Raw genomic sequence first — 13,694 nt, forward strand, 5'->3', positions numbered from 1 at the left:
CTGTTACAAATTAGGGGCGTTTATACGATTACTATTTCGCAAAAAGGACGTTTCAAAACCTACAAAAAACGTTTTATTCGCAATAAAAGCTCTTTTGGATTAAATGGTTTTGTAATAAAATCATCTACTCCTAACAAAAAGGCTTGCTCTACTGTTCGCTCTTCTTCGCCCAAAATAGATAATGCAATAACAGGTATTTGCTTGTGATTTTTTTTGATATAATCAATCACTTCTAGGCCAGATTTTAGTGGAATCATGATATCTGTAATAACCAAATCCGGCATAATACTGCCAATAGTCTCAATGGCGGTTATGCCTTCTTTTGCGACACTAATTTTATAACCTTCTTTTTGTAGAATAAATTTTAAAATTTCAAGTGTCATGTCGTCATTTTCAATGATCATTATTTTTTTTCCTTCGTCATTATTCATCTTCTACTTTTTATAAAGTTCTATTTCATCTATCATTACCATTGGTTTTTTATTTTTTCTTTTCCTCCAGTCCGGTAAATGTGTTTGATTTTCAATCAATATCTTAATTTTTATAAAGTTTTTAAAGCTTTCGTCTGTTAATTGCCAAGACTTTGATTTAGTTTCATAGTTTTCTGTAAAATTCTCAAAGTCGTATTGCTTGATAAGTTCCCAATTTTGATTTTTATAACCATAAATTTTTATTGCTTTTGGCAGAAAAATCCAGTGCCTTTGATCTTCCAGAAAATTAATTTTAAGCCGCGTAAAATCTAAGTTTTGCGTCAAAATCTCAAACTCTGGATTTGCGTCGTACCAGCCTATCCAGTTGATGTTAAAATCTCTGTAGCCGCGGTTTCCATCTACTAAACTTTCCGATCCTTTGCCTTCAAAATCATTTGAGGGATGGGTTATAAAATTTACTTTTAAAGTTTCACCCAAATGCGAAGTGGTATTTTTTGCAATCTCCAGCCATTCTTTATAATAATCGTCCGGGGATAAACCAGCTTCGCTTAGTTCGTAAATTTTCAAATCATTGCACGCTTTTGTAAAATTTAAAACTCTGTTTGTTAATCCCTGTTTAACTTCTTTCTCTCCTTTTTCATTTACGATAAACATGCCGTGTTGGTTTTTGCCATAAAATTTAGATTGCTCAAAAAACACATATTCTAAAGCCAATCTTAATTTTAAAACTTTGGCATTCAGTATAGGATCTTCCTCTGTAGCAACAGAAGCTTTTTCTAACAAGTGATCATATTCTGTAATCGCTTCTGGAGTTAAAAAAGTATTTCGGGATTGCACAGGACCCGAATAAATATCGAGGTAAGTATTGCTTTTGGTCTGGTTTTCGGCCAAAAGATTTAAATATTGATTGATAAAAGGAGTTGTTTTTCCGTAAAATCCCCTTAAAAAATCAGCCGTTGTTGCTTCAATATCTATAGAAGTATCCCAAAGCAGTTTTGCTAACAGGTATTGTCTTAATTCTGAAAAATCTCCCAAAATATCTGCATAACCCTGAACAAATAATCCTTTTACATTGTTTTTTTTGAAGGTTTTGTAGTTCTCAGAAAAAGTATGAATGTTAGGGAAAGGAGAAAAATAATTAGCAAATTGTACGCTGTAATCCCAAAGATATAGATGAGGAGAAGTAGCAGACCAGTTTTCAAGTGTTTTTATAAATGAGGCCGAATTTTGACTGTTCAATGGTTTTCCGCGATCTAATTCTATTGGGCAAAAAAGAGTATAAATATTGGGTTCTATTTTGAGATTTAAGGGTGGTTTTTGAGTGTGTAAATAGGCTAGTGTTGTAATTTTTGTGGTAGGAAACTGTGTTGCTATTTTATTCAAAAAAGAATAAAGAGAACCTTGAGGACCACCATATTTTGCATTCAGCGCTTTACATTCTGAACATTCGCAATAGACAACATCATCATTCTGACTTACCGAAAAAAACACTGCATTAGGATTTTGAGCAATGATTTTCTTCATTTTTTCAGTAACCAATTCCACCACAGTATCATTGGTCATGCAAAGTGATTCGGTGTTGCGTTGCCCTTCGTAAAGAGCAAAAAGCTTCGGATTGTCTTTAAAAAAATCTTTTGCGGGTACAAGTGTGTTAAAAGAATGTCCCCAAAGGCTAAAATCGTATATCTGCAAGTCGAGTTTGTGCCAGTCTCTAAAATCAGGATCATACGCATCCGGATACAGTAAAGAGCGGTATTCAAAATCGGGTTTGATCTTTTTGGTATAATTTTTATCAAAAAGAATTTGTTCCAATCTTGGTATAAATGTTTCAGCTGCAGTATATTTTCTAAAACCCCACATTTCTAAAAGTGTGTAAACAGCATATCGCAAATACTTTTCGTTTTTGGCTTTTAAATAAATTGATTTAGTGTCACTTTTGATAATAAATTCATTTTGATTTTGAATTTCATTATCAGAATTAGTAATTTCTAAAATAATTTCGGGGTTGCCGGCTACCGTTGTCGGGTTTATTTTGAAAGACGCTTTAAACGCTTTGTCTAAATTATTTTTTAGAATAAGGGCAGCTGATTGTGTGTTTTCGGCAGCAGCAATGATCGCATTTTGATTGGTGATTATAATTTGTGACTGCGCCATTGTTTTAGTGTTGTAAAACATTAAAATTAATAATAAAGAACAGCTATTTAGTGTTTTAGCTTTCATACGACTAAAGTTTATATTGAAGCGAAAAACCTAATTCTAACTCATTTTGATTCAATCCGGGAACATATTCTTGCTTATTGAATGACGCCAAAAAGCCACCAATATAATGTTTAGAAAAAGTGACAGAGTAGCCAATTCCTATTCGGTATGACTCTAATGTAGACCTTTGTTCATATTCTCCTAGAGTAGTTCTATTGTCTGGAGAAGTACCGTAACCTCCAAATAGAGATACATAATCATACTTAGATTTGAAATAATAGCGTGAATTAATCAAAAAAGCTGGATTGTCTTTTTGAATATAAGTTCTAAAATTAAGCCATGCCGAACCAATATATTTACCCACTCCAACGTTAAAACTAGCTGATTCCGAATCTTTGCCTTTGATGTATCGTGCACCTAAATCGGCTTCCCAGCCATTTTTAAAATTATAAAAAAAAGAATAAGCCAATCTTAGTTTTGGAAAAGCCAAATCAGAACTGTATGCCACATCAAAATAGGAGTAGCTTTTTTTGCCAGTGTTAATGTAAGACTCAATTTCGTATTGAATTCCATTGGCAATGCTTTGGGACTGAGAAAATCGATTGGCATAACTGATTCTACCTACTAAACTTCCCCACTTTCTTTGCCTGATATAATTGGCACTTGCCAGATGCCAGGGGCCCACAGCATCGCGACTTATAGAAGTAAAATTATAATAAACACCAAGTATATCTGAGTTTATTTCAGAATATAAATTGACCAAAAGTTGCTGTATTTCGGGATCATTCGGAAATTTTTCCTTTATAGATTGTAGACTTTTCTCTTCATTTTTTGTATACTTTTGTGAAGAATAATAAGCAATTCGTTTCAATTGAAAGTTTTTGTTCTCGGGATAAAGATCAATCGCTTTATTGGCGATCATCAATCCTTCATCATATTTTTTTTCCTCTAAATCCAAATTGATGAGATAAGCAAAAGCATCCTCATATTTTGGATTTTTATCTATCACGTAATTGTAATAATAACGAGCGCTGTCTTTTTGTTGTAAAAGTTCGTGATTGCGTCCTAAAAGCAAATAATAATCCAGATAGTCAGGCGCTAATTTTTTACCTAACAAACTCCTCTCCAGATTAAGTTTGTAATTAGGAGGATTGTTTTTCATGTCTTTCACAATGACGGTTAAAAGACTGTCTGTATCTACTTTTTGTGATTTTGCACTATGACCAGAAAGCAAAAGAATAAAAAGTAAAAAAGTTGGACTGTAAATAATTTTTAAAAAATTCATTTTTTAATTATGATTTATTGGGTGTATCAAAACCTTTTCGGATCATTACGCCCCATTTTTGTTCTTTTTTCATAAAAAAGTGGGCATAGCCTTTTAGTGATGCATAAACTGTCAAGGGATGGTAAATTAGAGGCTCAATCATTGCCATTCCAAGTAAAATAAGAAGTTCTTTGTAATTTGCATAACTTTTATATAAAATTTCATCAATAAGAATAGAGATCGTTGTGATGCTTAAGTAAAATAAATAGACCGTTGCACTTACTACCAACAGAAAATTTAGATTCATCATTCCTAAGCAGTAACTTATCACTAGCGATAAAATACCCAAAAATTCGATAATGGGTACCAAAAATTCAAATAGAAAAAAGAAAGGCAGAACAAGAGAACCAGTTCTTCCGTACTTGGGGTTAAAAAACATTTTACGATGCAAAAAAAGCGTCTGTACCAATCCTCTAGCCCAACGTGTACGCTGTCGCAATAAAATTTCTCTGGTGCTGGGAACTTCTGTCCAGCAAAGCGATTCTGGAATGTATTTTATCAAAAACTCTTCTTTACGATCGTGCATGTATTTTCGCATTCGGGTAATGAGTTCCATGTCTTCACCTAACGACTGATGCCAGTATCCTCCGGCCTTTATGGCAATTTCTTTGTCGAACATTCCTAATCCTCCCGAAACCAATAACAGTCCATTTATCTGGCTCCACGCCATTCTTCCAAACAAAAATGAGCGAACATATTCCAGTTCCTGAAATCTCGGATACCATTCTTTTGGGAAATGTATTTTATATAAAAAACCTTCTTTTATTTCGCAGGAATTCGAAATTCTAATCCCTGCACCAATGGCAATCACCCGGGTATCATTTTCCATAAATGGTTTTGCAAGTTTTAAAATAGTGTCGGGTTTTAAAATGCAATCCACATCGGTACACAGAAACAAAGGATATTTAGACGAGTTGATACCCGCATTTGAGGCATCGGCTTTACTTTTTCCGTTTACTTTATCAACAACTAATAATTTAGAATAAATTGGGTTTTTTGACTTGTAATGACCTCGTATAGGCTGTGTTTTTATTTTTTCCTGATAATAAAAATCAATTTTAACGAGATCAAATTCGGTTATTAGTTTTTCTAAAGTATCATCTGTGCTGCCATCATTTACAATGATAATTTCGAACTTTGGATACGTGAGCGAAAACAATGATTTTACATTATAAACAATATTCAAACCCTCATTAAAAGCAGGCGCAACAACAGAAACGCCTAGTAAATAATTAGAGCGAATTAAAACTTCTTCTTCTAAATATTTTTGAAAACGCAAATGATCTACAATCGCCCAATAAGACAAAAAAGAAAGCACCACATAAAACAATATATAGGTACCCGAAAACACAGCAATAAAAATCCTGTAGGCATCTACAAAATAAGATAAGATTTCATAGGTCATGATGCTATTTTTCTAGTGTGACGAATCATTTTTTCAGTATCTGAATCTCTCAGGCCTAACTGATTCAGTAGTTTTGGATTTAATTTATTCAGGCAATATACCATCGCCAATTTTAGATCTGTATCAGGTTCGGTGATCATTTTATTTTGTAAATAATCTGTTGTTTTTTCACTTCCAATTATGGCCAGACTGTTCAGAATTTCTAACTGAATATTGGTGGTTTCAAACTCTAGATGATGTATTAATTTATTTTCAGCTTCATTCAAAAAAAGTTCGCGAATAGCAATAATTACATCTGTTTTAATCATGATGTCGTCATTGTCAAGAAGACTAATTATTGCTGCAGATTTGTTTCTGTAATTGTAAAAAACCATAGTCATAATCGCTAGTTTCAGGATGGTTTTATTTTCTGAAGTTATCCAGATATTTACCTCTTCGGGCATTGGTAGCTTCTGATGATAAAGCACATCCATCATTTTTATCGTATTCAAAATCGAAATTTTAGGAGGCAATGTATTTACGGCATCCCAATCTCCTTTGCTGATAGCCAGATAAGCTATGTTTGCATTAGAACGGATAATCTTGTTCGGATGATTCAAATATTGACTTATCAAAGGCATTCCAGACTTGTAACCCAATGATTGAAAATGGTAAAAACCTTCACATTTTTTATGCATTCTAAAGTCTTTAATCAGTTTGTTCGAATATTTATTTAGTTTTAAAGATTTGTAAATAAGGGTTATGTTTTTTAATGGTCTTCCTTTTAAATTTTTTTTAAGATAAATAAGATCATTGATAATCATGTCTTTACACCAAGAACGATGAAACCAAATTTCAGTTCTAAATCCTGATAACATCTCTTTTAATGCTTCTTTATTGGGGCTGTTAAGCACAATTTCGATTAAAAACGGATAAATTCTTTTATTAATGGCTAGTTGATAAGCGTTATGATATTGATAATGAATTCGTTTTATAATCAGTAAAAAAATAAATGAAATCGTTGAGCAAAGTAAAAATGGAATGACGTAATATTTCAGAAAAAATATAAATTGATCCATAAGCGTGGCGTTATCTAGTAAAAATACGAAAAAGATTGCAAAATAAATGTAATTTTGGTTTTTTTGTGGTTAAAAACCTTCAAAAACACCTAAGCCAAATAATGCAAAATCATATTTTACGGGGTCATTTGCATCCATTTCTCTGAGTTTTTCATCCAATTCTGCAAGTGCTTTTCCGTCATTTTGCTTTCGCGAAAGCAATCCTAGTTTTCGGGCAACATTTCCGGAATGTACATCCAAAGGGCAAGACAAAGAAGCGGGGGAGATGCTTTTCCAAATGCCTAAATCAACGCCTTTTGTGTCTTGTCGAATCATCCATCGCAAGTACATGTTGATCCTTTTTGCGGCAGAATTGTTCAACGGATCTGAAATGTGTTTTTGAGTTCGTGGCAAATGTTCGACTTCAAAAAATAGCTTTTTAAATTCATGAATGCTTTTTTGCAAACTGTTTTTCTCCTGATACTTGGCAAAAACAGCTTCTAAACCGTCATGATTTTGGTAGATGTACTGTAAACCTTTTATAAACCCTCCAAAATCGTTTCCATTAAACGTTCGATGCACAAAATTTTCAAGTCGGATTAAGTCTTCGTTTGTATGAGACATCACAAAATCATAGGGTGTGTTACCCATCAAATCCATCATGTGATGAGCGTTTTTGATGATCATTTTGCGATTTCCCCACGCAATTGTAGCGCTCAAAAAACCGGCAATTTCTATATCTTCTTTTTGCGAAAATAAATGCGGAATCTGAACAGGATCACTGTCTATAAAATCTAGGGTATTGTATTGATTTACTTTTTCTTCCAGAAATTCTTTAAGTTCTGTTTTATTCATTTAATAGTAACTTTTTGGCGTAAAAACCATCTTTTAAATCCTTCGTTCGCATTTGCGGAATCGTATAGAAATACTTTCTAAAATATTCCACTTGGTCTTTGTTAACGCAAGGTAATTCGCCATTTCCGTTTGCCCAAAAAAAGTCACAATTTTTAGGAGAATTATAACTAAAGTTTCCCAAACGAACAGAAGTAAACGGTAGTTTGTATTTGCTGTTCTCATGCGGAAATAAAGCATTCTCTGCCGAAAATGTACTTATTTCAAGCATAAATTTGTGATTGGAAAAGCGATTGAGGTTAAACGGAACAAAAAGTACTATTATTGTGGGAAGTAGTGATAGTATAAAAAAGGTATGAATTGTTTTTCTCTTTTGAATGAATGAAGCCAGACAAAACACAGAAAAAAACAATATAAAATTCATAAAAAAACGATACTGAGGCGAGGTAACAAAAAGAAAAACCATTTGAAGCACTATTAGTAAATACAGCATCCAAACACTTTTTTTATGCTGAAATTTATAGATAAAAACAGGCGTGATGATCAGCAAGAGAACAGCTATTTTATTAAACAATCCGTTTAGTTTCGGGAGCGAAAGCCATCTTAAAAACAAATCAAGGGCCGACATCGAATCGTATTGATTTTGATACACAAAAAAGCCATATACCTTAAATTGCTCGTAATAAAATTTTTCAATATGATTCGGAATCGCATAATCAGTAGCAAAGCTGTCAAATATCTGAGACGGAAACACTGGGGTCCCGCAGATGATCATGTTTTTTATGAGGAACAGCGCTAAAAAAAGTACGGCAATTAAAAAAGGTTTTAGTAAATTCTTAGAAAGAGTTTTGGCATTATTCAGTAATAAAACCAGAGGCAGCAAGGCCAAAATTAAAGCAGTATTCTTGATGTAAAGCGTAAAAAGCGACAAAATCACCATGAGGTTAAAAACGGCTGGCGAAGTGTTTTTGAAATTTTCTATGAAGTAAAAAAAGAGTATAAAAGACAAAACATACACCGGAATATCAGGTGATGGGGCACTTATAAATTGGAAATAAAAAATAGAAAACAGCGGAAACAACCCGATAATCAGGTAGTTTTTATTGCCGTTTTTATAAAATTCGTTTAATTTTTCAACTGAAAAAAGGATACCGACAAACAAACAATAACCGCTGAGATCATTAAAGTTAGCGTACAGGAAAGAAAAGTTAAAAACGCTTTGAGCAATGTGCCAACCGCTTGTCTGGCTAAAAAAAAGATGCAGGTTGATCAGCCCTTTTACAAAACCATATTCGTTAAGCCACTTGATTGTCTGGATGTAATACGACTCATTGTCAATTACATAAGGAACCGATGAGCATTGGGCAATGATAAGAAAAGTGAGCAGTACAAAAACAACTTTTAATGTTTTCTGCCATTGACGAAACGCTAAAAAAAACAGTCGATAAGAGTCTATAATCGGAGTTCTGAATGTACAAAAAACACCAATATTAAGAAGCAGTAAAAACAAGTGAAACTCGATATTGATGCGGCCGAAAATAGCCCAAATACTAGCCAGAATTGTCGTTAGAAAGAGTCCTAACAGCGAATAAATGGCCAAATTTCTATTTTTCAGAAGCAGGATTTTATCAGTCAGAAAACCTAAATTTACCGTGGTAAAAAGAATATAAATCCAACTTATAAAAATCGCAACCATTCTAAGAAATTATTTGCCCGTCAGACATGATCAATTTTCTGTCGGCCATATTGGCCAGTTCTTCATTGTGCGTTACAATTACAAAAGTTTGCCCAAACTCATCACGAAGTTTAAAAAACAATTGATGTAAATTCTCCGCAGAATGTGTATCTAAATTCCCCGACGGTTCATCGGCAAAAATCACGTCGGGCTTATTGATTAAGGCTCTCGCTACCGCCACACGCTGTTGTTCTCCTCCCGAAAGTTCGTTAGGTTTATGATTAATTCTATGCGATAAGCCTAGATATGCTAAAAGTTTTTTGGCTTCTGCCTCTGTTTCAGGAGGTTTTTTTCCTGCAATGTAAGCCGGAATGCAAACATTTTCTAAAGCCGAAAACTCGGGTAAAAGCTGATGAAACTGAAAAATAAACCCCAGATTTAAATTTCTGAATTTTGATAATGCTTTGTCATTCAGCGCCAAAATGTTTTCTCCGTTGATGATTAATGAGCTCGCAACCGGCAATTTTTCGGGTCTGTCAAGAGTGCCTAAAATTTGAAGCAAAGTAGTTTTTCCGGCACCTGAAGCACCAACAATAGATACAATTTCACCTTTTTTAATATGCAAATCAACTCCTTTTAAAACCTGAAGTTTGTCATAGTATTTCTGAATATTTTTTGCCTGTATCATTTTGAAACTGTTTTTACAAAGAAACAAAGATTCTTTTGATATAAAAATGCGTTGTAACAGAATTTTAAAAAGTATTTAAAAAAGAATTTTATCAGAGGGTTACGAGATTTTATTGTTATTTTTGAGAGTAGCAGCGTTTTATTTCTGTAGAGAAGAATAAATCAAATGATTTTATTTGTTGAAAATTGGAGCAGTTTGGGAAGCGTTTTTAAAGGAAATATAAAATGTATTTAAAGAAAACAAAAATGAAGTCAAAAATTATATTCTTCCTTTTACCGAGTATTTTAGCAGTCTTTTTGATTGGTTCGAAACTATTCTCAGAAAATGAATTTATTGTCTACACAGTTACTCCTAAAAGTCAGGATTTAAAATTATACTGGAAAAATGAAAGTGGAAAGCACTATGGCAGTATAAAAAATTTGAAGCTTTCGGTTGAGAAACAAAACACCAAATTAGATTTTGCGATGAATGCCGGAATGTACAATAAGAGCAATGCTCCACAAGGACTTTATATCGAAAATCATAAAATTTTGGTCGCTTTGGATACTGCGACTTCAGTGGGTAATTTTTATTTAAAACCAAATGGAGTATTTTATTTATCGGATGAAAACATTGCTATGATTTGTAAAACAGAAGACTTTCGATACCACAAAAACATAAAATATGCTACACAATCTGGGCCAATGCTATTAGTTGATGGTAAAATTCATTCGGCGTTTAAAGAAGGTTCTCCCAATCTCAATATCAGAAACGGCGTCGGTATTTTGCCAGATGGTAAAGTGGTTTTTGTTCTTTCGAAAAAAGAAATTAATTTTTACGATTTTGCCCTTTATTTTAAAGGTCTAGGCTGTAAAAATGCCTTGTATCTCGATGGGTTTGTATCGCGTGCTTATGTACCAAAAGAAAACTGGCTGCAGACTGACGGTAATTTTGGAGCAATTTTTGCAGTAACACAAAGAAAACAAAACAATTAGATGAAAACACAACACCTAGAAACAATAAAAAACGATAAAGGGCTCATGCTTGTTCTCGGTTTGCTTTTTGATGCCATAGGAATGATGTCTTTTACCATTCCCGGAATTGGTGAATTTGCAGATATCATCTGGGCGCCAATTGCGGCTCTTTTAATGAGCAAAATGTACAAAGGCAGAGTAGGTAAGGTGGCGAGTGTACTGACATTTCTAGAAGAAATCATTCCGTTTACCGATATTATTCCGTCATTTACACTGACGTGGATTTATACGTATTACTTTCAGAAACAAAAATAAAAAGATCCTTTTTTTTGAAGGCTTAGGGCGATTAAAAACAATGACCATTTGTTATTTTGGCATTGTATTTTTTATGTTCTGAGCCTTTTCGCCCCAGTTATTGAGTTGTTTTAGAATAGGTTGCAACGATGCGCCAAATTCTGTCAAGGCATATTCTACCCGTAGAGGCATTTCATGATAGACGGTTCTAGTGATGAGTCCGTCAGTTTCTAATTCTCTCAAATGTTGTGTCAACATTTTTTCGCTTATTTGCGGAATCGCCCTTTTCATTTCGCCAAAGCGATAAATTCCTTCTGTCATTTTCCAGAGAATGGCGGGTTTCCAACGCTTACCCATTAGCGAGAGCGCAAAAATAAAAGGACATTCTGCTGCAAGGGCCTTTTCATTTTCTAAATTAACCGAACTTTCTTTACGCTTTATCATATACTTACTTTTTGGTAACTACCACACAATTAGGTAACTACTTGTAAATGTAAGGATATACTCCGAAATTTGCAACTCAATTTAAATACTTATATGATGAAGATTAGTTTTATAGGTGCTGGAAATGTAGCATCAAGTTTAGGAAATTTATTTACCCATGCCGGTCATGCTGTACAATACGGAACTCAAAACCCCAATGATAATCAGTTGTCTGTCTTAGAAGCGATTGCGTTTGGCGAAGTAGTTTGTTTTGCCATTCCGTACTCGGTAATGAGTGGCGTTTTAACGGCCAATAAAGAAGCTTTAAAGGGCAAAATTGTTGTAGATATCACCAACGCTATCAATAGTGCCGATTGGTCGCCTTTGTTTTTAGGTGAAGATAGTGGGGGAGAGCAAACTGCTCGTTTGTTGCCAGAAAGCAAAGTCGTAAAAGCATTCAATACCATTTTTGCTGATGTTATGAAAACCGACAAACAACACTTTAATGGACAAAAATTGACAGCTTTTATCGCGTCTGACGATACCGCTGCTGCCGCTGTTGTACAGCAATTGGCCAATGATGCAGGTTTTGACGGAGTGTTGGCAGGAAGCATCAAAAACGCTCGCCATCTAGAAGCGATTGCACATCTCAATATCGCTCTTGCCTCTGGTGGCAACGGAACAGATGCTGGTTTTACTTATTTTCACCGTAAAAATTAAGCCATGTCAAAACCCACTATGCAAGTCTGGACAAATGCTTGGCACGATGCAGAAGCAGAAACTTTTAAAAATGTATATGCAAAAGAAGCTTTAATTTTCGCACCCAATAAACCAACAATTCAAGGCAACGAAAACATTCTTGATTTTATGAAAGGCGGTTTGGGTAAAGTAGATGTTGTTTTTGAACCCGAAAATGTAGTGATTAGTGACAACTTGGCTTTTGAATATGGTATTTTTAAAGATATCGAATTATCAAGCCAAAAAGTAATTGGCGAAGGCAAGTATGCTGTTACCTGGAGGGTAGAACATGCCGTTTGGAAAATCCAATGTCATACTTGGTCGATGCCGATGAAATTTTAAATTATTATTGGTAAAAAAACAACCACTTTGCAGTACTATGCAAAGTGGTTTTTTTTTGCCTTGTTGTTGCTGGGACGAATGCTACTTTACAACGGTCAAATCAGGTTTTCAGTCGGTCGAATCAAGTTTTCAGTCGGTCAAATCGTGTTTTCAGTCGCTTCAATCGTGTTTTCAGTCGGTCAAATCGTGTTTTCAGTCGGTCAAATCGTGTTTTCAGTCGCTTCAATCGTGTTTTCAGTCGCTTCAATCGTGTTTTCAGTCGCTTCAATCAGGTTTTCAGTCGGTCGAATCAAGTTTTCAGTCGCTTTAATCAAGTTTTCAGTCGGTCAAATCAAGTTTTCAGTAGCTTCAATCGTGTTTTCAGTCGCTTCAATCAAGTTTTCAGTCGCTTAAATCAGGTTTTCAGTCGGTCGAATCAAGTTTTCAGTCGGTCAAATTCTACTTGATAGATTTAGAATAGGGTTATATTTTTCTAAAAAGAAGCGCACTAATTTGCCTGTACTGCGGGCTGGTTGCTCCAAATACCGATTTGACGTAATTTTTGACAGTTTGGGCGTTATCTACTAATCCGGTATTGGAGCTGTAGAGTTTTACGTCTCTCGCTTGCAGGGCTATTTTGTACGGAACATAGGCTGTTTTAAAAGCTGTATTGATAGTCTCCAAAGCTATTTTGTAATCGGTGAGTGTTGTCACTTTAAGGTGCTCTTCGTTAGGAGCGTACTTGGGTTCATGATGTACCAATTCGATTAATTTCTCGAGGTGGTCAATTTGCATATCAAAACCTTGTTGCGAAACCGAAATTTTATCTTTTGCTTCTTCTCCTTCGGGCACTTCTTTGATGGTGTTGTCGGCTCTTTTTCCCTGTATTTTTCGGTTAATGGTTTCGGCATCTGCAATTACTGTGGCGGGAACTCCAGCGGCTTTGAGTGCGTTGATGACTTTTGTAGCGGTGGGTTTTAAGGGTTTAAAAAGGGTTTTTCGTTCTCCTTCTATACTGTTAAAAGGTGTTTCGGTTACCTTAACTTCTTGTACGGCTGCTTTTGCGTCTGTGTGCTGGTTCATCAAAAAGGGAATCATAATGCTGGGATTAGACGGATTGTAGTTGGCTCCAAAACCTTGGCAAACGATAATTAAGGTTTCAAAATTGGTGACATTTTTGTTGTGTCCTGTTTCTGCTTTCATGGTACTGTTTTTTAATGGTTTCTATTTTAAATAGGCAAACAATAGGGGCAGTTCTTTTATGTGATAGCTGTTGTGCTGCCAATTATTTAGGCAACTACAAAGATCGTTTGGGGTGGTCTTCTTTGTGTTTTAAGTATACAAAGCCCAGTTG

The 13,694-nt window shown here is 34.6% G+C and carries 14 protein-coding genes; 4 read left to right on the plus strand and 10 right to left on the minus strand.

The window, feature by feature from the left end:
* Positions 1 to 59: 59 nt before the first annotated feature.
* From LNP22_RS11420 to LNP22_RS11455, 8 genes are all read right to left on the minus strand, one after another.
* The gene (locus LNP22_RS11420) at positions 60 to 431 is read right to left on the minus strand and encodes a response regulator transcription factor (RefSeq protein WP_229973564.1); all 372 of its coding nucleotides are present in this window, start codon (positions 429 to 431) and stop codon (positions 60 to 62) included.
* Between the two features lie 3 nt (positions 432 to 434).
* Positions 435 to 2,651, minus strand: coding sequence for a DUF4838 domain-containing protein (locus LNP22_RS11425; protein ID WP_229973565.1), 2,217 nt, complete (start codon positions 2,649 to 2,651; stop codon positions 435 to 437).
* Between the two features lie 4 nt (positions 2,652 to 2,655).
* Positions 2,656 to 3,915, minus strand: coding sequence for a YaiO family outer membrane beta-barrel protein (locus LNP22_RS11430; RefSeq protein WP_229973566.1), 1,260 nt, complete (start codon positions 3,913 to 3,915; stop codon positions 2,656 to 2,658).
* Positions 3,916 to 3,922: 7 nt separating this feature from the next.
* Positions 3,923 to 5,359, minus strand: coding sequence for a glycosyltransferase family 2 protein (locus LNP22_RS11435; protein ID WP_229973567.1), 1,437 nt, complete (start codon positions 5,357 to 5,359; stop codon positions 3,923 to 3,925).
* Positions 5,356 to 6,417 (minus strand): HEAT repeat domain-containing protein, encoded by a 1,062-nt coding sequence (locus LNP22_RS11440; RefSeq protein ID WP_229973568.1) that lies wholly within the window; start codon positions 6,415 to 6,417, stop codon positions 5,356 to 5,358. Before LNP22_RS11440 ends, LNP22_RS11435 begins: the two co-directional genes overlap by 4 nt.
* A 69-nt stretch (positions 6,418 to 6,486) precedes the next feature.
* Entirely contained in the window at positions 6,487 to 7,251 is a 765-nt protein-coding gene (locus LNP22_RS11445) for a TIGR02757 family protein (RefSeq protein WP_229973569.1), read from the minus strand.
* Positions 7,244 to 8,944: an LIC_10190 family membrane protein gene (locus tag LNP22_RS11450; protein ID WP_229973570.1), complete on the minus strand. Its 1,701-nt coding sequence runs from the start codon at positions 8,942 to 8,944 to the stop codon at positions 7,244 to 7,246. Before LNP22_RS11450 ends, LNP22_RS11445 begins: the two co-directional genes overlap by 8 nt.
* Position 8,945: 1 nt before the next feature.
* Entirely contained in the window at positions 8,946 to 9,611 is a 666-nt protein-coding gene (locus tag LNP22_RS11455) for an ABC transporter ATP-binding protein (protein ID WP_229973571.1), read from the minus strand.
* Between the two features lie 245 nt (positions 9,612 to 9,856).
* On the opposite strand from LNP22_RS11455, the gene LNP22_RS11460 reads away from it, so the two are divergent.
* Positions 9,857 to 10,585 carry a phosphodiester glycosidase family protein gene (locus LNP22_RS11460; RefSeq protein WP_229973572.1) on the plus strand — a complete coding sequence of 243 codons (729 nt, stop codon included), beginning with the start codon at positions 9,857 to 9,859 and terminating at the stop codon, positions 10,583 to 10,585.
* Entirely contained in the window at positions 10,586 to 10,879 is a 294-nt protein-coding gene (locus tag LNP22_RS11465) for a hypothetical protein (protein WP_229973573.1), read from the plus strand.
* 51 nt (positions 10,880 to 10,930) lie between these two features.
* On the opposite strand, the gene LNP22_RS11470 is transcribed toward LNP22_RS11465, so the two are convergent.
* A complete protein-coding gene (locus tag LNP22_RS11470) occupies positions 10,931 to 11,302 on the minus strand; it encodes a winged helix-turn-helix transcriptional regulator (RefSeq protein ID WP_229973574.1) in 372 nt (123 codons plus the stop codon).
* Positions 11,303 to 11,395: 93 nt separating this feature from the next.
* Between LNP22_RS11470 and LNP22_RS11475 the strand changes: the two genes are divergently transcribed.
* Complete coding sequence (locus LNP22_RS11475) at positions 11,396 to 12,001, plus strand: NADPH-dependent F420 reductase (protein ID WP_229973575.1); 606 nt, start codon at positions 11,396 to 11,398, stop codon at positions 11,999 to 12,001.
* Between the two features lie 3 nt (positions 12,002 to 12,004).
* Positions 12,005 to 12,361, plus strand: coding sequence for a YybH family protein (locus tag LNP22_RS11480; RefSeq protein WP_229973576.1), 357 nt, complete (start codon positions 12,005 to 12,007; stop codon positions 12,359 to 12,361).
* 462 nt (positions 12,362 to 12,823) lie between these two features.
* Here LNP22_RS11480 and LNP22_RS11485 read toward each other — a convergent pair whose 3' ends face one another.
* The gene (locus tag LNP22_RS11485; RefSeq protein ID WP_229973577.1) at positions 12,824 to 13,543 is read right to left on the minus strand and encodes a hypothetical protein; all 720 of its coding nucleotides are present in this window, start codon (positions 13,541 to 13,543) and stop codon (positions 12,824 to 12,826) included.
* Positions 13,544 to 13,694 lie beyond the last annotated feature (151 nt).

Origin of the sequence: Flavobacterium flavipigmentatum, from assembly GCF_020911905.1 — a bacterium.
GTDB classification, from domain to species: Bacteria; Bacteroidota; Bacteroidia; order Flavobacteriales; family Flavobacteriaceae; genus Flavobacterium; species Flavobacterium flavipigmentatum.

Coding starts and splice junctions, on each gene's coding strand:
- LNP22_RS11480 (WP_229973576.1), top strand. CDS start 12,005: ATGTCAAAACCCACTATGCAAGTCTGGACAAATGCTTGGCACGATGCA.
- LNP22_RS11430 (WP_229973566.1), bottom strand. CDS start 3,915: ATGAATTTTTTAAAAATTATTTACAGTCCAACTTTTTTACTTTTTATT.
- LNP22_RS11445 (WP_229973569.1), bottom strand. CDS start 7,251: ATGAATAAAACAGAACTTAAAGAATTTCTGGAAGAAAAAGTAAATCAA.
- LNP22_RS11455 (WP_229973571.1), bottom strand. CDS start 9,611: ATGATACAGGCAAAAAATATTCAGAAATACTATGACAAACTTCAGGTT.
- LNP22_RS11470 (WP_229973574.1), bottom strand. CDS start 11,302: ATGATAAAGCGTAAAGAAAGTTCGGTTAATTTAGAAAATGAAAAGGCC.
- LNP22_RS11450 (WP_229973570.1), bottom strand. CDS start 8,944: ATGGTTGCGATTTTTATAAGTTGGATTTATATTCTTTTTACCACGGTA.
- LNP22_RS11465 (WP_229973573.1), top strand. CDS start 10,586: ATGAAAACACAACACCTAGAAACAATAAAAAACGATAAAGGGCTCATG.
- LNP22_RS11485 (WP_229973577.1), bottom strand. CDS start 13,543: ATGAAAGCAGAAACAGGACACAACAAAAATGTCACCAATTTTGAAACC.
- LNP22_RS11420 (WP_229973564.1), bottom strand. CDS start 431: ATGAATAATGACGAAGGAAAAAAAATAATGATCATTGAAAATGACGAC.
- LNP22_RS11440 (WP_229973568.1), bottom strand. CDS start 6,417: ATGGATCAATTTATATTTTTTCTGAAATATTACGTCATTCCATTTTTA.
- LNP22_RS11435 (WP_229973567.1), bottom strand. CDS start 5,359: ATGACCTATGAAATCTTATCTTATTTTGTAGATGCCTACAGGATTTTT.
- LNP22_RS11460 (WP_229973572.1), top strand. CDS start 9,857: ATGAAGTCAAAAATTATATTCTTCCTTTTACCGAGTATTTTAGCAGTC.
- LNP22_RS11475 (WP_229973575.1), top strand. CDS start 11,396: ATGATGAAGATTAGTTTTATAGGTGCTGGAAATGTAGCATCAAGTTTA.
- LNP22_RS11425 (WP_229973565.1), bottom strand. CDS start 2,651: ATGAAAGCTAAAACACTAAATAGCTGTTCTTTATTATTAATTTTAATG.